The organism is Bradyrhizobium sp. HKCCYLRH1034, assembly GCF_051168375.1.
Lineage (GTDB): Bacteria > Pseudomonadota > Alphaproteobacteria > Rhizobiales > Xanthobacteraceae > Bradyrhizobium.
The window spans coordinates 293258-312540 of sequence record NZ_JBNPUW010000009.1 but is presented as its reverse complement, the minus strand read 5'-3'; the positions used below and the strand labels follow the sequence as shown (position 1 = coordinate 312540).

At 65.5% G+C, this 19283-nt stretch carries 21 protein-coding genes; 19 read left to right on the top strand and 2 right to left on the bottom strand.

All coding sequences use genetic code 11. From position 1 onward, the window contains the following. Window positions 1-224 precede the first annotated feature (224 nt). The 18 genes from ACQR0W_RS22960 to ACQR0W_RS22875 all read left to right on the top strand — a co-directional run bounded on the left by ACQR0W_RS22960 (window position 225) and on the right by ACQR0W_RS22875 (window position 16923). Window positions 225-1316: a hydrogenase small subunit gene (locus ACQR0W_RS22960; protein WP_315713499.1), complete on the top strand. Its 1092-nt coding sequence runs from the start codon at window positions 225-227 to the stop codon at window positions 1314-1316. Window positions 1317-1337: 21 nt separating this feature from the next. After that, a complete protein-coding gene (locus ACQR0W_RS22955; RefSeq protein WP_315713498.1) occupies window positions 1338-3128 on the top strand; it encodes a nickel-dependent hydrogenase large subunit in 1791 nt (596 codons plus the stop codon). A gap of 13 nt (window positions 3129-3141) precedes the next feature. Beyond that, complete coding sequence (gene cybH, locus ACQR0W_RS22950; RefSeq protein ID WP_315752369.1) at window positions 3142-3885, top strand: Ni/Fe-hydrogenase, b-type cytochrome subunit; 744 nt, start codon at window positions 3142-3144, stop codon at window positions 3883-3885. A 14-nt stretch (window positions 3886-3899) separates the two neighbouring features. Continuing rightward, the gene (locus ACQR0W_RS22945) at window positions 3900-4487 is read left to right on the top strand and encodes a HyaD/HybD family hydrogenase maturation endopeptidase (protein WP_315752370.1); all 588 of its coding nucleotides are present in this window, start codon (window positions 3900-3902) and stop codon (window positions 4485-4487) included. Window positions 4488-4509: 22 nt separating this feature from the next. Next, on the top strand, window positions 4510-4800 hold the full coding sequence (locus ACQR0W_RS22940) for a HypC/HybG/HupF family hydrogenase formation chaperone (protein ID WP_315736711.1): 291 nt from the start codon (window positions 4510-4512) through the stop codon (window positions 4798-4800). Between the two features lie 236 nt (window positions 4801-5036). Then, window positions 5037-5483 (top strand): hydrogenase accessory protein, encoded by a 447-nt coding sequence (locus tag ACQR0W_RS22935; protein WP_434840886.1) that lies wholly within the window; start codon window positions 5037-5039, stop codon window positions 5481-5483. Next, complete coding sequence (locus tag ACQR0W_RS22930) at window positions 5480-6343, top strand: hydrogenase expression/formation protein (protein WP_315754980.1); 864 nt, start codon at window positions 5480-5482, stop codon at window positions 6341-6343. The genes ACQR0W_RS22935 and ACQR0W_RS22930 overlap by 4 nt, the downstream gene beginning before the upstream one ends. Next, a complete protein-coding gene (locus ACQR0W_RS22925; RefSeq protein ID WP_315754982.1) occupies window positions 6340-6552 on the top strand; it encodes a rubredoxin in 213 nt (70 codons plus the stop codon). The genes ACQR0W_RS22930 and ACQR0W_RS22925 overlap by 4 nt, the downstream gene beginning before the upstream one ends. Further along, window positions 6549-7052 carry a [NiFe]-hydrogenase assembly chaperone HybE gene (gene hybE / locus ACQR0W_RS22920; protein ID WP_316165917.1) on the top strand — a complete coding sequence of 168 codons (504 nt, stop codon included), beginning with the start codon at window positions 6549-6551 and terminating at the stop codon, window positions 7050-7052. Before ACQR0W_RS22925 ends, hybE begins: the two co-directional genes overlap by 4 nt. Beyond that, window positions 7049-8149 carry a nickel-dependent hydrogenase large subunit gene (locus ACQR0W_RS22915; RefSeq protein WP_316165918.1) on the top strand — a complete coding sequence of 367 codons (1101 nt, stop codon included), beginning with the start codon at window positions 7049-7051 and terminating at the stop codon, window positions 8147-8149. Before hybE ends, ACQR0W_RS22915 begins: the two co-directional genes overlap by 4 nt. Beyond that, entirely contained in the window at window positions 8142-8483 is a 342-nt protein-coding gene (gene hypA, locus ACQR0W_RS22910; protein WP_315713490.1) for a hydrogenase maturation nickel metallochaperone HypA, read from the top strand. The genes ACQR0W_RS22915 and hypA overlap by 8 nt, the downstream gene beginning before the upstream one ends. After that, window positions 8483-9457 carry a hydrogenase nickel incorporation protein HypB gene (gene hypB, locus ACQR0W_RS22905; protein ID WP_316165920.1) on the top strand — a complete coding sequence of 325 codons (975 nt, stop codon included), beginning with the start codon at window positions 8483-8485 and terminating at the stop codon, window positions 9455-9457. The genes hypA and hypB overlap by 1 nt, the downstream gene beginning before the upstream one ends. Further along, a complete protein-coding gene (gene hypF / locus ACQR0W_RS22900; protein ID WP_316165921.1) occupies window positions 9454-11718 on the top strand; it encodes a carbamoyltransferase HypF in 2265 nt (754 codons plus the stop codon). Before hypB ends, hypF begins: the two co-directional genes overlap by 4 nt. Further along, entirely contained in the window at window positions 11718-11954 is a 237-nt protein-coding gene (locus tag ACQR0W_RS22895; RefSeq protein WP_315713487.1) for a HypC/HybG/HupF family hydrogenase formation chaperone, read from the top strand. Before hypF ends, ACQR0W_RS22895 begins: the two co-directional genes overlap by 1 nt. Continuing rightward, a complete protein-coding gene (hypD, locus tag ACQR0W_RS22890; protein WP_316165923.1) occupies window positions 11951-13078 on the top strand; it encodes a hydrogenase formation protein HypD in 1128 nt (375 codons plus the stop codon). The genes ACQR0W_RS22895 and hypD overlap by 4 nt, the downstream gene beginning before the upstream one ends. After that, a complete protein-coding gene (hypE, locus tag ACQR0W_RS22885) occupies window positions 13075-14115 on the top strand; it encodes a hydrogenase expression/formation protein HypE (RefSeq protein ID WP_315769224.1) in 1041 nt (346 codons plus the stop codon). Before hypD ends, hypE begins: the two co-directional genes overlap by 4 nt. Before the next feature lie 8 nt (window positions 14116-14123). After that, window positions 14124-15581 carry a sigma-54-dependent transcriptional regulator gene (locus ACQR0W_RS22880; protein ID WP_316187327.1) on the top strand — a complete coding sequence of 486 codons (1458 nt, stop codon included), beginning with the start codon at window positions 14124-14126 and terminating at the stop codon, window positions 15579-15581. Beyond that, window positions 15556-16923, top strand: a complete 1368-nt coding sequence (locus ACQR0W_RS22875) for a sensor histidine kinase (RefSeq protein ID WP_315752381.1) — start codon at window positions 15556-15558, stop codon at window positions 16921-16923. Before ACQR0W_RS22880 ends, ACQR0W_RS22875 begins: the two co-directional genes overlap by 26 nt. A 121-nt stretch (window positions 16924-17044) precedes the next feature. Here ACQR0W_RS22875 and ACQR0W_RS22870 read toward each other — a convergent pair whose 3' ends face one another. Then, window positions 17045-17731, bottom strand: a complete 687-nt coding sequence (locus ACQR0W_RS22870) for a GntR family transcriptional regulator (RefSeq protein ID WP_315825303.1) — start codon at window positions 17729-17731, stop codon at window positions 17045-17047. Between the two features lie 100 nt (window positions 17732-17831). After that, complete coding sequence (locus ACQR0W_RS22865; protein ID WP_315752384.1) at window positions 17832-18545, bottom strand: GntR family transcriptional regulator; 714 nt, start codon at window positions 18543-18545, stop codon at window positions 17832-17834. A 140-nt stretch (window positions 18546-18685) separates the two neighbouring features. Between ACQR0W_RS22865 and ACQR0W_RS22860 the strand changes: the two genes are divergently transcribed. After that, window positions 18686-19210, top strand: coding sequence for a copper chaperone PCu(A)C (locus ACQR0W_RS22860; RefSeq protein ID WP_315825301.1), 525 nt, complete (start codon window positions 18686-18688; stop codon window positions 19208-19210). Window positions 19211-19283 lie beyond the last annotated feature (73 nt).

The following is a 19283-nucleotide window of genomic DNA, read 5'->3' as shown; positions in this document are numbered from 1 at the left end:
ACACAGGCAGGCAGCAAGCGGAAACAAGCTTGTCGGTGCAAAGCGCGTGATTTCCGATTATCGCGCGCGATCCGCCTTCCAAGGATCCACGATCGCGGCCTCGCTGCTGCAAGCATCTGGAATCATTATGATTCAAATCCAGCAATGATGCTGGCCCGCATCTTGCTGTCCTTCTCGCCAGAACGCGATCAGATGATCGCCAACGCGATGTCAGGGGAGGACTCATGGGCGCGGCAACGGAAACTTTTTACAGCGTCATCAGGCGTCAGGGCATCACGCGGCGCAGCTTTCACAAGTTCTGCAGTCTCACCGCAACGAGCCTCGGCCTCGGGCCGCTCGCGGCCAGCCGCATCGCCAACGCGCTCGAAACCAAGCCGCGCACGCCGGTGATCTGGATGCACGGGCTCGAATGCACGTGTTGCTCGGAGAGCTTCATCCGCTCGGCGCATCCGCTGGTGAAGGATGCCGTGCTGTCGATGATCTCGCTCGACTATGACGACACCATCATGGCGGCGGCCGGCCACCAGGCGGAGGCCATCCTCGAAGAGACGCGTGCGAAGTACAAGGGACAGTACATTCTTGCAGTCGAGGGCAATCCGCCGCTGAACGAGGGCGGCATGTTCTGCATCGACGGCGGCAAGCCGTTCGTCGAGAAGCTCAAGATGATGGCCGAGGACGCCATGGCGATCATCGCCTGGGGCGCCTGCGCGTCCTGGGGCTGCGTGCAGGCGGCGAAGCCGAATCCGACGCAGGCGACGCCGATCGACAAGGTCATCACCAACAAGCCGATCATCAAGGTGCCGGGCTGCCCGCCGATCGCCGAGGTCATGACCGGCGTCGTCACCTTCATCACCACGTTCGGCAAGCTGCCCGAGCTCGACCGCCAGGGTCGGCCGAAGATGTTCTACTCACAGCGTATCCACGACAAGTGCTATCGCCGACCGCATTTCGACGCCGGCCAGTTCGTCGAGGAGTGGGACGACGAGGCCGCGCGCAAGGGCTACTGCCTCTACAAGATGGGCTGCAAGGGCCCGACCACCTACAACGCCTGCTCCACGGTGCGCTGGAACGGCGGCGTGTCGTTCCCGATCCAGTCCGGTCACGGCTGCATCGGCTGCTCGGAGGACGGCTTCTGGGACAAGGGCTCGTTCTACGACCGCCTCACCAACATCAAGCAGTTCGGCATCGAGCACAACGCCGACCAGGTCGGCATGGTGGCCGCGGGCACGGTGGGCGCAGCGGTTGCGGCGCACGCGGCGGTGACGGCCGTGAAGCGGCTCGCCGGCAAGCGCGACGACGCCAAGCAAGATCATTAATCGAATTCAGGGCAGGCAACGATGGGCATCCAGACTCCCAACGGCTTCAATCTCGACAATTCCGGCAAGCGTGTCGTCGTCGATCCGCTGACGCGCATCGAGGGCCATCTGCGCGTCGAGGTGAATGTCGATTCCAATAACGTGATCCGCAACGCGGTCTCGACCGGCACCATGTGGCGCGGCATCGAGACCATCCTGCGGAACCGCGATCCGCGCGACGCCTGGGCCTTCACCGAGCGGATCTGCGGCGTCTGCACCGGCACGCACGCGCTGACCTCGGTCCGCGCGGTCGAGAACGCGCTGGGGATCATGATCCCCGATAATGCCAACTCGATCCGCAACATCATGCAGCTCTGCCTGCAGGTGCACGATCACCTCGTGCACTTCTATCATCTGCATGCGCTCGACTGGGTCGACGTGGTCTCGGCGCTCAAGGCCGATCCAAAGGCGACCTCGGCGCTGGCGCAGTCGGTCTCGGACTGGCCGCTGTCCTCGCCGGGCTATTTCAAGGACCTGCAGATCCGGCTGACCAAGTTCGTCGAGTCCGGTCAGCTCGGTCCGTTCAAGAACGCCTATTGGGGTCATGCGGCCTACAAGCTGCCGCCGGAGGCGAACCTGATGGCGGTGGCGCACTATCTGGAAGCGCTCGACTTCCAGAAGGAGATCGTCAAGATCCACACCATCTACGGCGGCAAGAATCCGCATCCGAACTGGCTGGTCGGCGGCGTGCCGTGTGCGATCAATGTCGACGGCACCGGCGCGGTCGGTGCGATCAACATGGAGCGGCTGAACCTCGTCTCCTCGATCATCGATCGCTCGATCGAGTTCGTGCAGAAGGTCTATCTGCCCGACGTGGCGGCGATCGGCTCCTTCTACAAGGACTGGCTCTATGGCGGCGGTCTCTCCGGCAAGAACGTGATGTCCTACGGCGACATTCCGGAGAATGCGAACGATTATTCAGGGAAGAATCTCAAGCTGCCGCGTGGCGTGATCCTCAACGGGAATCTGAACGAGATCCTGCCGATCGATCACGGCGACCCCGAGCAGATCCAGGAGTTCGTCACCCACTCCTGGTACAAATATCCCGACGAGAGCAAGGGGCTGCATCCCTGGGACGGCGTCACTGAGCCGAACTACCAGCTCGGCCCCAACGCCAAGGGCACCAAGACGGACATCAAGGAGCTCGACGAGGGCGGAAAATATTCCTGGATCAAGGCGCCGCGCTGGCGCGGCAACGCGGTCGAGGTCGGACCGCTGGCGCGCTACATCATTGGTTATGCGCAAGGGCGGCCGGAGTTCAAGGAGCCGACCGACCGGCTTCTGAAGACGCTGAACCTGCCGGTCACAGCGCTGTTCTCCACGCTTGGCCGCACCGCGGCACGGGCGCTGGAATGCGAATGGGCGGCGAACCAGATGCGCTACTTCCAGGACAAGTTGGTGGCACGCATCAAGGCCGGCGATTCTTCGACCGCGAACATCGAGAAGTGGAAGCCGGAGAGCTGGCCGAAGGAGGCTAAGGGCTACGGCTTCACCGAGGCGCCGCGCGGTGCGCTGGCGCACTGGATCAAGATCAAGGACACCAAGATCGACAACTATCAGTGTGTCGTGCCGACGACCTGGAACGGCTCGCCGCGCGATCCCAAGGGCAATATCGGCGCCTTCGAGGCCTCCCTGATGGATACGCCGATGGCGGATCCGGAGAAGCCGCTGGAGATCCTGCGCACGATCCATTCGTTCGATCCGTGCCTCGCGTGCTCGACCCACGTGATGAGCCCGGACGGCCAGCAAATGGCGACGGTCACGGTCAGGTAGTGGGAGACGCACCATGATGGATGCCATTGCACGTCCCGCCGAGGCAGAGCCCAACCTTGCGGCGATCGCGGCCGACGCCGCCGGTGAACACGCGGTCGGCCGGCCCACGGTCTATGTGTACGAAGCACCGGTGCGCATCTGCCATTGGGTGAATGCGTTCGCGATCGTCGTGCTGATGATCACCGGCTATCTGATCGGGACTCCGCTGCCCAGCGTCGAAGGCGAGGCGTCGGCGAATTTCGTGATGGGCTACATCCGCTTTGCACATTTCGCGGCCGGACAGGTGCTGGCGGTGTTCTTCCTTGCCCGCATCTTCTGGGCCTTCGTCGGCAACCACCATTCCCGGCAGATCTTCTACATTCCGGTGCACCGCAAGCAGTTCTGGAAGGAGGTGCTGCACGAGATTCGCTGGTACGCTTTCCTCGAGCGTGAGCCGAAGATGTATGTCGGCCATAATCCCCTGGCGCAGACAGCCATGTTTACCGGCTTCACGCTGTTCGTGACCTTCATGATCATCACCGGCTTTGCGCTCTATTCGGAAGGCACCGGCATCGACAGCTGGCAGCACAAATTGTTCGGTTGGGTGTTCGCGATCTGGCCGAACAGCCAGGACGTCCACACCTGGCATCATCTCGGGATGTGGGCGCTGGTCACCTTCGTGATGGTGCACGTCTATGCCGCCATTCGCGAAGACATCATGTCACGTCAGAGCATCATCTCCTCGATGATCTCGGGCGAGCGGCAGTTCCGCGAGTAGCAGGGGGGGCCGGCATGGTCGATGAGCGCGGGCGCGATCGCATTCTGGTGCTCGGGATCGGCAACATTCTCTGGGCGGACGAAGGCTTTGGCGTGCGGGTGGTGGAGGAATTCCACCGCCGCTTCACCGTGCCCGACAACGTCACGATCCTCGATGGCGGCACGCAGGGGCTTTACCTCGTCAACTATGTCGAGGAAGCTGACGGCCTGATCGTGTTCGACGCCATCGACTATGGCCTGGTGCCGGGCGAGCTCAAGCTCGTCCGCGACGACGAGGTGCCGCGCTTCACCGGCGCCAAGAAGATGAGCCTGCACCAGACGGGCTTTCAGGAAGTACTGAGCGCGGCTGACCTGCTCGGCCGCTATCCGCAGCGGCTTGCGCTGATCGGCTGCCAGCCGCTCGACCTCGAGGATTGGGGCGGTCCGCTGACGGCGCCGGTTCGTGCGCAGATCGCGCCGGCGATCGAGCTGGCCTGCACCCTCCTGGCGGAATGGGGCTCGCCGGCCGTGTCGCGGCGTGAACCGCTCGCCGGCGACGAACGCCTGCTCGCGAACGACATCGACCATCATAGCTACGAGCTGCGGGCGCGCCCGGCCGATTGACCGCGCCGCGAGGGAATCCGCCATGTGTCTTGGCCTGCCGATGACAATCCTTGAGACCGATGGCGTCTCGGCGCTGTGCAGCTTCGACGGCGAGGAGCGCCGCGTCTCGGTGTTGCTGCTGTCGAACCCGCCGGTGGGGGCCAAGGTGCTCGTCTATATCGACAACGCCGTTCGCTTGCTCGATGACGAAGAGGCGCGGCTGATCGGCGAGGCGCTGCGCGGCCTGCAGGCGGCCGTGAACGGCGAGAATTGCGACGACTTCTTCGCGGATCTGATCGGGCGCGAGCCGGAGCTTCCGGAGCATTTGCGGTAGCGGCGTCATGCCCTCAGGCGTCGCCAAATTGCTGATAATGAGATTTCCATCTACGAAGTAAGTTTGCAGGCTTTCCCTGGAAAGCATCTTTCCGATTTCTTACGCATCTCTTAGTTGCAATAAAAATTGAATGTATTTCAATGTCTTGAGCATTCCTGGCCCGGCGTGGGTGTCTGGCACGTCGATTGCTGATCATGGGGAATATGGCAACGATAACTGGTCAGGGAGAAACACCGATGGAAATGCAGCAGCGTGACCCCGCGCGCGCGCGAGGCGGGTTGCCGGAGGTCGATACCGGCACCGTCGATGCCTTTCTCTCCGAGGCTGATTGCGCCGGGCTTGTCGCCGTGCTGCTGTCGGCCGGGGATCCCGCGCGGTTTCCAGAGGCACTGGACGTGGCCATCGTGCTGCCGGAACTGATCACGGCGTTTCAGGGCCGGTTGCGCGGCGCGATCATCGCGCGCGACGCCGAGGCCGAACTCGGGGCGCGATTCGGCGTGCGTGTGCAGCCGAGCCTGATCCTGTGCCGCGGGGCGGAGACGCTCGGCCTGATCGCCAAGATCCAGGACTGGTCTGTTTATGTCGATCGCATCTCGCGGCTGATCGACCGGCCGCGGGGCGCGACGGCGGCGGTCGTCGCCAGCATCGTCCCCGTCCATCAGCCTGCGGGAGTCGAGCGATGAAGCCGGGATTCTGGATCGCGCCTGAAGGAGCCGAGGAGCCGGTCAACATCTTTCCGATCGGCGAAGAGGCGCTCGATACCTCCCACAAGGGGCTGACCGCTTCCGGAGCGCTGGCCAAGCTGGCCTCGCTCGACTCGGAGGCGCTGGCGCGCAGCTGTCCGCGCGCGGTCGAATTGCTGTCGACGATTGCATCCGCCATCGCGGCGCAGACGGCCGGCGCACAGACGCAATTATTCCGTCTCGAAGGCCTCAACGATCTCGAGCGGCGGCTGATCGACGACGTGCTGGGCGAAGGCGAGGTCGCGGGCGTCGTGGCTCTTCCCGACGGGACGCTGGCCCAGATCCAGGAATCGGTGCTCGCCGGCATCTGGCGGGTGCGGCTGGAAGCGGACGAGCGCCACGACTACATCGAGGTCGGCGCCGTGCCGGAGATCGTGTCGCGCGCGGCCGCCGACCTGACCGCAAATGACATCGCGATCGGACCGGTGCCCGAGGGCACGATGAACGCGCTGCCGGTGCTCGCCGAGATCCGCGAGCGCGCGTTGTCCTGGCGACCGGGCCAGCGTTCGCAGACCATCAACTTCACGCTGCTGCCGATGAGCCCGGCCGACATGAGCTTCCTGCAGCAGACGCTCGGCAACGGCCCGATCCAGTTGATGTCGCGCGGCTACGGCACCTGCCGCGTGCTCGCGACCGGCATCCGCCATGTCTGGTCGGTGCAGTTCTTCAACGCCATGGATACGATCATTCTCGACACCCTCGAAGTCGGCGGCGTGCCGGTGGTCGCGCTCGCTGCAGCCGAGGATTTCGAGGATTCGGCCGAGCGCCTGACCCAAATCATCGAGGCCTATTTCACATGAGCGGTGGCTTCGAGAATTACGGTGTCCGCAGCGATCTCGCTGATGACGCGCTGTTGGAGTGCGGCATCTGCTGGACGCGCTACGACCCGGCCGAAGGTGACGGCGTCGCGCAGATTCCGCCGGGCACGCCGTTCGCGGCGCTGCCGGACGACTGGCATTGCCCGAACTGCGACGCGCCGAAGACCAAGTTCATGGTGGTCGAGCAATGAGCGCGGACGCGCAGGGCACGTCTGACGTCACGCCGGTCGCGTGGGGCGAGCGTCTCGCCGGCGTCTATCGTGGGATCGGCGCGCGTGCGATGCGCGAGCTGCCGATCTATCACGACGCGCTCGACGTCGAGGCGATCGGATTTTCGGTGGTTGAGGGCCGCATCCTCGGCATCGTCGTCACGCCCTGGTTCATGAACGTGGTCACTCCGGCCGCCCAGGACTCCGCGGGATCCGTCGTCAAGATCGTGCTTCCGGCCGGCTCGTTCGAGTTCACGATCGGCGATATCGCCGGGATCGGGCGGATCGCGAGCTGCTCGCTGTTCTCGCCGATGTTCGAGTTCGCGGACATGGCCGCGGCGCGTGCGGCGGCGGAGGCCGCGCTCGCCGCGCTGACGGCGGCACCTGAGGACGAGGCGTTGTCCGAGCGCGCCGCGAAGGCGTCGAGCACGATCGATCGCCGCGCGTTCCTGCGCGGCACGCTCTCCGAGGGCCGCGCATGACCCTCGGCTTTCGCAACCGCATCGACGTGACGCTGTCGGTCACCGATCGGCGGATCACAGGCGTCGACATTCAGCCGCGCACGCGACCGCCGCTGGGACGGCTGTTCGCCGGCAAGCCGGCCGAAATGCTGCTTGCGGCCCTGCCGCGGCTGTTCTCGCTGTGCGCCGGTGCGCATCAGGTCGCGCTGCTCTCGGCGCTGGAAGCGGCGCGCGGCGAGCAGGCGAAGCCGTCGACGCGTCATCGTCGGATCGAGGCCGTGCTGACGGAACGCTTCGCCGAACTCATGCGCGGTCTGCTGATCGCTTCAATGGCGGACAATCGTAGTGCTGCGCAGCCGGTTCAACGGCTCTTGCAGGCGATCGCGGCGCTACAGACGCATTCCGGCGTCTCGCAGCAATCTCGCGCTGCAACCTTGTCTCAGATCAAGACGGGCATGGTGGCTCTGGGCATAGGCTTGCCAGGGGAACCGGTTCTGCCGGGAACTCCGCTTGCATCGATGATGGACGCGGCCCGGAAGGCCGCCGATGATGGAGGATGGAGGCACATGCCGGCCGAGCACGACATCCTGTCGGCCGCCGATGATGGCGCCATCGTCACGCAATTGATCGACGTGGGATCTGCCTTTGCTGAGGCTCCCGAGCTCGACGGCCGCGTTCCGGAGACCGGAGTCTGGGCCCGCTATGCGGAGCGCCATCAATTGGCATCGGCTGGTCCCGTCGAACGCCTCTCAGCCAAGATCGCTGAGATTGCTGAGCTGTTCCGCTGGATCGAGACCGGCGAGGCGGAGGACCAGGCGGCCGACCCGCATGCCGTCGCAAGCTACGCGCTCGGGTCGCGGCGCGGCGCCGCCGCAGTCGAATGCGCGCGCGGCCGGCTGCATCACGCGATCGAGCTGGATGCGCACGGCGCGGTCTCGCGTTTCGAGTATCTGGCGCCGACGGAATGGAATTTTCACCCGCGCGGTCCTGTCGTGAGGAGCCTCACGGGGGTTGCGCTGCGCGGCACCGTCGATCGCCAGGCCATCCATACGATGGTCGGATCGTTCGATCCCTGCGTCGGCTATCACCTGGCGTTCCGGGGGATGGCCGATGCATGAGATGGCGTTGTGCGAAGGCATCGTCGAGATCGTCGAGCAGGAGGCACGTAAGGGCGCCTTCTCCACGGTGAAGACCGTGTGGTTGGAGATCGGTGCGCTCAGCCATGTCGCGCCGGAGGCGCTGCGATTCTGTTTCGAGGCGGTGACAGCGAAGACCCTGTTGCAGGGGGCAGCGCTCGAGATCATCGAACAGCCGGGCACGGCATGGTGCCTGGGCTGCTCGCGCGGCGTCGAGATCAGTCAACGCTATCAGTCTTGTCCGGCCTGCGGCAGTCATCAGCTGCAGGTCACGGGCGGTGAGGACATGCGGGTCAAGGAGCTGGAGGTCGAGTAATGTGCACGGTGTGTGGCTGCAGCGACGGCAAGCCCTCTGTCGAATCCGGTGATCATCATCACGATCACGGTAAGCATCATCAGGCTCATGGACACGATCACAGCCATGATCAGTCCGGACATCATCACCATCACGGCCATTATCATGATCACGAGCACGAGCATGGTCACCATCACGATGATGACCCGCATGATCACGGTCGCGCGCACGATCATCAACATGATCATGCTGCCGACCACGTCGACTGTTCGGTCAATCCGGCCGGGCAGGAGGTTGCCGGCCTCTCCAGCGGGCGCATCATCCAGATCGAACGCGACATTCTCGGCAAGAACAACCGGCTCGCGGCAGAAAACCGCGCGCGCTTCGCCGCGCATGACGTGCTGGCATTCAACTTCGTTTCCAGCCCGGGCGCCGGCAAGACCTCGCTGCTGGTCCGCGCCGTCTCCGATCTCAAGCAGAGTCGGCCCGTCGCGGTGATCGAGGGCGACCAGCAGACCTCCAACGATGCCGAGCGCATCCGCGCCACCGGCGTGCCGGCGATCCAGATCAACACCGGCAAGGGCTGTCATCTCGACGCGGCCATGGTCGGCGAAGCCTTTGGCCGGCTGCCGTCACTGCGCGGCGGGCTGCTGTTCATCGAGAATGTCGGCAACCTCGTATGTCCGGCCGCCTTCGATCTCGGCGAGGCCTGCAAGATCGTCGTGTTCTCGACCACCGAGGGCGAGGACAAACCGCTCAAATATCCCGACATGTTTGCAGCGTCATCGCTGATGCTCATCAACAAGATCGATCTGGCGCCGGTGCTCGATTTCGATCTTGCGCAGACGATCGAATATGCCCGCCGAGTCAATCCGAAGATCGAGGTACTGACGATCTCCGCGAAGACAGGCGAGGGCCTTTCGGCGTTCTACGCCTGGATCAGGAAGCAGTCTGAGCGGATGCGGGCCGGCGCAGCGAACGCGGTGCGGGGATGAGCACGCCCGGCCGGACATCGGCGGCGAACCATACGTGCCTCCGGCTCCGCGTCCGCGGGGCCGTGCAGGGCGTCGGCTTTCGTCCCTATGTCCATGGTCTGGCAACCCGCCATCGGCTCGGCGGCTTCGTCGCCAACGATGCTGATGGCGTGCTGATCGAGGTCGAGGGCGACGAGGTCGCCGAATTCGTCGAGGCTCTGCCGCGGCAGACACCGCCGCTGGCGCGCATCGACGACATCGCCGTCGAGCCGATCGCGGCCGGTATCGGCACGGGCTTCCGGATCGCCGGGAGCGTGGGCGGGCGCGTCACGACGCGGATCGTGCCGGACGCCGCCACCTGTGCCGCATGCCTGGCCGAGCTGTTCGATCCCGGCAGCCGCTTCCATCTCTATCCTTTTGTCAACTGCACCCATTGCGGCCCCCGTTTCACCATCGCCGAGCGCCTGCCTTACGATCGCGTGTCCACGGCGATGAAGCACTTTCCGATGTGTGAGGCGTGCCGGTCCGACTACGAAGATCCTGCAGGGCGCCGCTTTCATGCCGAGGCGATCTCGTGTCCGCGCTGCGGTCCGCGGCTCAGCCATGGCATCGATGATATCGCAGCCGCGCTCGCGAGTGGCAGGATCGTCGCCGTCAAGGGTCTCGGCGGCTATCAGCTGCTCTGTGACGCACAGGATGAGCAGGCGGTCCGGCGGCTGCGCGCGCGTAAGCAGCGCGACGGCAAGCCGTTTGCCGTGATGTTGGCCACGGCCGACGCCGCAACTGAGATTGCCGAGATCGATGCGCCTGAGCGCGCGCTGCTGGAGCGGGTGGCGCGGCCGATCGTGCTGTTGCGCTCACGCCAGCGTGTTGCGTCCTCGGTCGCACCAGGCCTCGCAAAGATCGGGGTGATGCTGCCGGTTGCTCCGCTGCATCATCTGATCTTCCATGTGCTGGAGGCGGGCCGCCGCGCGGCTGCCGACAGACTATGGGCGCTGGTCTGCACCAGCGCCAATCCGAGCGGGGAGCCGCTGCTGACCGGCAATGCCGAGGCGCTCGCGGATCTTGCCGGCATTGCGGACCTGATCGTCACCCACGACCGGGACATCGTCATCCGCGCCGACGATTCCGTGCTTGCCGTCGTGGCCGGCGTTCCCCGCTTCGTCAGGCGTGCGCGCGGCTATGTTCCGGAGCCGATCCGGCTCGCGCGCACCATGCCGCCGGTGCTCGCGGTCGGCACTCACCTGAAGGCGACGGTCACGGTGACGCGCGGCAACGAGGCGTTCGTGTCGCAGCATCTCGGTGATCTCGACACGGTGGCCGCGATCCGCTTCTTCGAGGAGACGATTGCGCATCTCACCGCCATCCTCGATGTCCAGCCGGTCGCGATCGCGCATGACCTGCATCCGGACATGGCGTCGACGCGGTTCGCGCAGGCACGAGGTCTGCCGACGCTGCCGGTGCAGCATCACCAGGCGCATGCGGCCTCCGTCATGGCCGAGCATGGCGTGACCAGTCCCGCTCTCGCGCTGGTGCTGGATGGCTACGGCTATGGCAGCGACGGCGGAGCCTGGGGCGGTGAGTTGCTGTCGTGCGACGGCGCGGGCTTCCGGCGCCTCGGCCATCTCGCTCCGTTGAAGATGCCGGGCGGGGACCGGGCCGCACGGGAGCCGTGGCGGATGGCGGCTTCCGTGCTGCACGACATCGGTCGCGGTGACGAGATCGGGCATCGTTTCTCGGCCCAGCCACAGTCGCGCAACATCTCCATGCTGCTGGATCGTGCCGATGCTCCAGTCACCACCAGCGCCGGCCGGCTGTTCGATGCCGTGGCCGGACTGCTCGGTGTCAGCGCGGTGCAGAGCTACGAAGGCGAGGCGGCCATGAAGCTGGAAGCGCTGGTGCGCGAACCCGCGGCGCTGGAGCGCGGCTGGACCATTGCCGATGGCGTGCTGTCGCTGCGGCCGCTGCTCGCGCATCTGATCGCGCGTGATCTCGACGCCGTCGAAGCGGCGGGGCTGTTTCACGGCACGTTGGCCGCGGCCTGCGTCGACTGGATCGTGAGAGCTTCGCGCGCGACCGGCATCGGTACGATCGCGCTGAGCGGCGGCTGTTTTCTCAATGCGCATCTGGCCGAACAGATCGTGCGCGGCTGCCATTCCGCGGGCCTCGATCCGCTGCTGCCGCGCCGGCTGCCGCCCAATGACGGCGGCCTCAGCCTCGGACAGGCCTGGGTGGCCGGTCTGCATCTCACAAACAACATGATGTCTGGAGGGACCGTCTGATGTGCCTGGCCATTCCCGCCGAGGTGATCAAGCTTCTACCTGACGACATGGCGATCGTCTCGATCGACGGCGTCAGCAAGGAGGTCTCGGTCGCGCTGATCGAGGAGATCGCCGTCGGCGACTACGTCATCCTTCATGTCGGCCACGCGCTGGCCAAGATCGATCCGGAGGAGGCGCGCGAGACGCTCGACCTGCTCCGGCAGATGGGTGAGGCTGTGGCGGAGGTCAGACCATGAAATATGCCGACGAGTTTCGCGACAAGGAGCTGGCGACGGGTCTTGCGCGCGCCATCCGCGCCAAGGCGGATCCGGCGCGCGCCTATCGCTTCATGGAATTCTGCGGCGGCCATACCCATGCGATCGCGCGCTATGGCCTCGAGGACATGCTGCCCGACAATGTGCGCATGATCCATGGCCCCGGCTGTCCGGTCTGCGTGCTGCCGGCCGGGCGCATTGATATGGCGATCGCGCTGGCCGAACGGCCCGAGGTCATCCTCTGCGTTTATGGCGACCTGATGCGCGTGCCGGGCTCGCGCGGGTCCTCGCTGCTCAAGGCGAAAGCGCGCGGCGCCGACATCCGCATGGTGTATTCGACGCTGGATGCGATCGCGCTGGCCGAGCAGAATCCTGGTCGCGAGGTGGTGTTCTTCGCCATCGGCTTCGAGACCACGACGCCCCCGACCGCCGTGATGATCCGGGCCGCCGAGAAGAAGCAGCTGTCGAACTTCACCGTGTTCTGCAACCACGTGCTGACACCGCCGGCGATGCGCGCGATCCTCGACAGCGACGACACGGTCGAGATCGACGGCTTCGTCGGGCCGGCGCATGTCTCGACCGTGATCGGCACCGAGCCCTACGCGCCGTTCGCGCGCGATGACGGCAAGCCCGTCGTGATCGCAGGCTTCGAGCCGCTCGACATGATGCAGGCGATCCTGATGCTGATCGAGCAGGTCAATGACGGCCGCCACGAGGTGGAGAACCAGTACCGTCGCGCCGTCACCGCCAGCGGCAACCAGCGCGCCATCCGCGAGGTCGCCGAGATCTTCGAACTGCGCGACCAGTTCGAATGGCGCGGCCTCGGCAGCATTCCGGCGAGCGCATTGAAACTGCGGCCCGCCTTCGCGCATCTCGACGCCGAGCTGCGCTTTGCCATGTCCGAGCTGGTGGTGGCCGACAATCCGGCCTGCGAATGTCCGGCCATTCTGCGCGGCCTGAAGAAGCCGGTGGACTGCCGGCTGTTCGGCACCGCCTGCACGCCGGAGACGCCGATCGGCTCCTGCATGGTGTCGTCGGAAGGCGCCTGCGCGGCGCATTGGACCTATGGCCGCTTCCGCGACCATCAGCGGAGGCTTGCATCATGAGCATGCATCAGCGCCGGCTCGACATGAAGAACGGCTGCGTCGATCTCTCGCATGGCGCCGGCGGTCGCGCGATGGCGCAACTGATTGCCGGCCTGTTCCACGAGGCGTTCGGCAACGAATGGCTGGCGCGCGGCAACGACCAGTCGGCGTTCGACGTCGCCGCCGGCCGCATGGTGATGACGACCGACGGCTATGTGGTCTCGCCGCTGTTCTTCCCCGGCGGCAATATCGGCTCGCTGGCGGTGCACGGCACGGTCAACGACATCGCCATGGCCGGCGCCAGGCCGCTGTATCTGTCGGCGAGCTTCATCATCGAGGAGGGGTTTGCGTTTTCCGACCTGAAACGGATCGCCGATGCGATGGGCGAGGCGGCGCGCGAGGCGGGCATTGCGATCATCACCGGCGACACCAAGGTGGTCGAGCGCGGCAAGGCGGATGGCGTGTTCATTTCCACCGCCGGCGTCGGCGTGCTGCCGGACGGCCTCGATCTCTCGGCCGACAAGGCCAGGCCCGGCGACCGCGTGCTGTTGTCCGGCAGCCTCGGTGATCACGGCGTGGCGATCATGTCGCGGCGGCAGAACCTCACCTTCGACACCGAGATCATCTCCGACTCGGCCTCGCTGCACGGGCTCGTCGCCGACATGGTTGCAGCCGGCGGCGCCGGCATCCGGCTGATGCGCGATCCCACGCGCGGCGGGGTTGCGGCCACGATGAACGAGATCGCGCAGCAGTCCAATCTCGGCTTCCGTCTGCAGGAGGAAGCGATTCCGGTGAAGCCTGCGGTCGCTGCCGCCTGCGAGCTGCTCGGGCTCGATCCGCTCCACGTCGCCAATGAGGGCAAGCTCGTCGCGATCGTCGCGCCGGAGCTGGCCGGCGCCGTGCTCGCCGCCATGAGGGCGCATCCGCTCGGCCGCGATGCGGCTGACGTCGGCGAAGCGGTGGCCGATGATCACCGCTTCGTCCAGATGGCGACGAGCTTCGGCGGCGGCCGTATCGTCGACTGGCTGTCCGGCGAGCAGTTGCCGCGGATCTGCTGAGACGCGCGATGGGGATCCAGGGAACGATACTGGTCGTGGATGACGAGGTCCGGTCGCAGGAGGCGCTGCGCCGCGTCCTCAACCAGGACTTCGAGGTCTTGTGTGCCGGCAACACGAACGACGCGGAGAAGCTGCTCGAAGGCGAGATCGTGCACGCCGTGATCTGCGACCAGCGCATGCCGCAGGAATCCGGCGTCAGCTTCCTGAAGCGCGTGCGCGAGATGTGGCCCGACCCTGTCAGGATGATCATCTCCGGCTATTCGGACTCCGAGGACGTCATCGCCGGCCTCAACGAGGCCGGCATCTATCAGTACATCACAAAGCCCTGGCAGCCGGATCGCCTGATCGAGATCGTCCGCGAGGCCGTGCAGTTGTACCGGCTGCAGAAGGAGACGGAGACCGCCGGCGTCGACGTGAAGGCCACGCCGGCCCACATCAAGAAGGTGGTGTCGGTCAAGCGCGGCGCCGCCAAGCAGCTCTATGATTTCGACCGCATCGTGCATTCGGCGGCGAGCCCGATGCGCAACGTGATCGAGCTCGGCCGGCGCGCCGCCGACTACGACATCTCGGTCTTGATCACCGGCGAATCCGGCACCGGCAAGGAGCTCCTGGCGCGTGCGATTCACTATGGCTCTGCGCGCGCCACCAAGGCCTTCGTGGTCGAGAATTGCGGCGCGCTACCCGATGAGCTGCTCGAGAGCGAGCTGTTCGGCTGCAAGAAGGGCGCGTTCACCGGCGCCTATCAGGACCGCATCGGCCTGTTCGAGGTCGCCGACGGCGGCACCATCTTTCTCGACGAGATCGGCGAGACATCCCCCGCCTTTCAGGTCAAGTTGCTGCGTGTGCTGCAGGAGAGCGAGATCCGGCCGCTCGGCGCGCAGCGCGTGCGCCAGGTCGACGTGCGCGTGGTCGCTGCCACCAACCGGGATCTCGAGGCCGAAGTCGAAGCCGGCCGCTTCCGCCGCGATCTGTACTACCGGCTCGCCGCGTTTCCGGTGCACATGCCGTCCTTGCGCGAGCGTCCGATGGACATTCCGCTGATCGCCGAGGGCGTGCTGTCGGCGGTGAAGACATCGTTCAACCGGCCGCATCTGCGGTTCGCACCGGCGGCGCTGGAGGAATTCTCCCGCTATCACTGGCCCGGCAATGTTCGCGAGTTGCAGAACGAGATCCAGCGCATGGCCGTGCTGGCCGATGCCGACGAACTGCGCTGTCCGCCGTTCGCCGGCCGGCGCAACGGCCGCCGCGCCGCGCCCGCGATCGCCAATGGCAAGCTCAACGGTTCCGGGAGCCTGAAGGACAGGGTCGAGGATCTTGAAAAGACCATCATCGTTCACTGTCTGGAGAAATATGATGGTAACATCAGTCGCGTCGCCAGCGAGCTCGGCCTGTCAAGGGTGGGGCTCCGGAACAAATTGTCGAGATATGATCTGAAGAAACATGGCAAAGGCCACTCACTCTCCTGAGTCCGGGGCTGACACGCTGCTCAAGCTTATCGCGAGCAGCAGCACGCTCGAACTCGACAGCGAGCGCGAAGGCGTGTGGATCGAAGTGATCCGCAAGATGGACGAGGTCTATTCCGACCTGCTGCGCTACGAGGTCGATCTCGAGCACAAGAACGCCGAGCTCGAGGAAGCCCAGGCCTTCGTCACCAACGTCATCGAGTCCGTCTCCGACATCCTGGTCGTCTGCGACGCCAGGGGCACGGTACAGCAGGCCAACTCCGCATTCCTGCAGACATCGGGACGGGCCTTGGCCGACATCGCCGGTCGCGATATCGCCGAGATGATCGATCCCGATCATCGGCCCAAGCTCGCCTCGCTGCTGAAGCCGCGCAGCAGCGCCGATGTGGTCGACGGTGAATTGCGCTTTGCCGCGGCAGCCGGCGTCAGCTCCGATCTGTTCGCGATCAACAGCTCGCCGCGGCATGACCATCGCGGCCGCTTCATCGGCGTCGTGCTGACGGGCCGTCCGATCGGCGAGCTGCGCCGCGCCTATGAGGCCCTGCACAAGGCGCATCAGGAGTTGCAGCGGGCGCAGCGGCAATTGGTCGAGCAGGAGAAGATGGCGAGCCTCGGCCGGCTCGTCGCCGGCGTGGCCCACGAGCTGAACAATCCGATCAGCTTCGTCTATGGCAACATCCACACCCTGATGCGCTACCGCACCTCGCTGGTCGGCTATCTCGATGCCATCCATGAGCAGCCGGTCAGCGAGGACATCGCCGCGCTTCGCTCGGATCTGAGGATCGACGCCATCCTCGAGGATTTCGGGCCGCTGATCGACGGCACGCTGGAAGGCGCGGTGCGCATCAGCGAGATCGTCAAGAACCTGCGCCGCCTGTCGTTCTCGAAGCTCGGCGAGGTCGAGCGCGTCAACATCGAGCGACTGATCAATACCGCCGTGCTGTGGGCAGGGCGCACCAAGCAGCATCGTGTCGACATCCAGATCGAGGTCGAGCCGGATCTGTGGATCTTGGGCAACGAAGGCCAGCTGCATCAGGTGATCGTCAACCTCGTGGAGAACGCGATCGACGCGATGCGATCGACCGACCTGCCGCGCCTTCTGGTCGCGGTGGCGCGCCAGGGCAGCGAGATCGCCTTTCGCATCACCGATAACGGCCCGGGCATCGACAAGGATCATCTGACCCACATCTTCGAGCCGTTCTTCACGACCAAGCGCGTCGGGGAGGGGACGGGGCTCGGGCTGTGGATCAGCTACGGCATCGTCCGCGAGCACGGCGGCGAGCTGTTGGCCAGCAACGAGCCGCAGGGCGGCGCCACGTTCTCTTTCAGCTTGCCGGCGGCTTGACCATAGCGGCGGCGCTGCTGCCGACGCTGAAGTGGGATGCTGGGTATCCCTTCGAAACGATGCTGGGGTTCCTGACGGCGGTGCCGTCGGATGTTGCGGGCAGAAGCCAAGCCCGAGGTGATCAGGACGCCGTTGCGACCGGCACGCGCTCGCGCTGATTGGTCAACCGCGCCAGCAGCACGGTTGCGGTTCGCGTGATGTGCTGCCTGGCAAGATCCTCGGCTGTCTGCGCATCGCCCGCGATCACCGCCCGCAGGATGTCCTCATGCTGATCCCAGATCCGCCGCGGCGTCTCGTCGCGCATCAGCACCTCGCCCATCAGCCGGCGCAGATGCAGCCAATGCGGCAGGGTGGTGTCCTGGATGACGGAGTTGCCGGAGATCTCGTAGAGGAATTCATGAAACCTGACGTCGGCCTCGATCAGCTTCTCGACCGAATGCTCGCGCTCGGCGCGCCGGCCCTGCTCGATCAAATTCGGGCCTTCCTCGGCCGCTCGCTTGGCGCCGCGGGTCGCCGCGAGCCGGCAGGCGAGGCCCTCGGCGACCGCGCGTATTTCATAGAGGTTGCGGATGAAGTCGGTGTCGATCGGCGCGACTTCCAGGCCGCGGCCCGGCGCCTCGCGCACAAAGCCCTGATTGCGCAGCAGCAGCAGGGCCTGCTGCACCGGCTGGCGCGAGACGCCGAGGTCGCGGGCCAGATCGTCCTGGATGAGGCGGGCAGATTCCGGCAACTCCCCGCCGACGATGTCGGAGAGAATGCGCTCGTAGACGCGTTCGGTCAGGCTCGGCTGGGTCTTCAGCGGCGGCACACGGCCTCCACGGGATCAGGTGTGATGTCCGGTCGCGAATGCGAGGCTGCCGTGCCGGAGCCCAGCGCTCGCATTGCGGCCGCTGTCGGTTTGAACGGAGTCATAGCGGGAATTTCCGCGCAGTGAGCGTCCGCCGCTGCTTGGACTTGCTGTCCTGCTGGATTTCGAGGTGATGGATGAACACGCTGGCCGCGCGCGAAATGTGCTCCCGGCTCAGCCGTTCGGCCTCGGCGCTGCGGCCCTCGATGACGGCTGCAAGAATGTCCTCATGCTCGTCCCAGACCATCCGTGACATGCTCTGCTCCTTCTGCAGCACGTCGGACATCACCCGCTTCAGGCACGGCCAATGCGGTGCCATCGTCTCGCCGATCAGCGCGTTGCCGGAGAGGTCGCCGAGGAAGCGATGGAAGGCGATGTCGGTCTCGATCTTGCGGTTGACGAGCTCGCTCTTCACCGCCTCGTAGCCGGCCGCGATGTAGGCCGGACCTTCGCGCGCAGCGCGATCGCTCGCCCGCTCGGCGGCCAGTCGCGCCGCGAGGCCTTCGAGCACTGCCCGCATCTCATAGAGGTCCCGGACGAAGCCGGGGTCGAGCGGCGCCACGATCAACCCGCGGCCCGGCGCGCTCTGCACCAGCCCGCAGCCGCGCAGCAGGATCAGCGCCTGCTGAACCGGCTGGCGCGACACTCCGTAAGCCTGGGCCAGATCGTCCTGGATCAGCCGCGAGCCCGGCGCGAGAACGCCGCTGACGATCTCGTCAGTGATGGCTTCGACGACCTGGTCGACCAGAGAGGGAGCGGCGGGCACGATTCGCATGGGTCATCACATTTTGCCGGACATTAGCATGTCAAGACAGAAAATCCATTTGCGACGTATTCGAATTCAGAGTACGAATTCAAAAAAGGGCGCCGCCCTAGGGCAAGTTAAAGAGGCGGCCATATAGGGGAGGGACTCCGTTGTCGGAAGATCCGACCAGTCTGGAGCGCGATCAGGTTTGGTCCGCGCGCTCGGAGGGCAGCGTGCGCGCCGGCGTGATGCCGGCGGTCTCGCGCGCATTGCTGGCGGCCTCTGTGGCGTCGGTTGCAGCGATGGCGCCTGCGCTCGGGGTGGCCGGAGAAGGCCTGACCCTGTCGGATGCGTGGGTGCCGGCGGCGCCCGAGGTGGGACGCGACATCCCGTTGCTGATCACGATCAAGAATGACACGAGCGCGCCGGAAGCGTTGATGCGCGTGCGTTGTCCGATCGCCAATTTTTCGGAGCGGCACACCGTCGACCGCGGCGAAGGCGCGCCGGCGATGCGCTCCATTCCCAACATTCCAATTGCCGCGGGCAGCACGCTGGTGCTGCTGCCGACCGCCTATCACGTGATGCTGCTGCAGACGCGGGAGCCGCTCGAGCCAGGCCAGCGCTTCACCTGCACGATCGTGTTCCAGAAAGCAGGATCCATCGAAACGGAGGTCGAGGTTCGCAAGTCCCCTTGAAGCGTGTTTGTCGCCTGCTGCCCTCCGCCGTCGCGCTTGGCGGAGCGGTATTCGCTCCAACTCATAATCAATA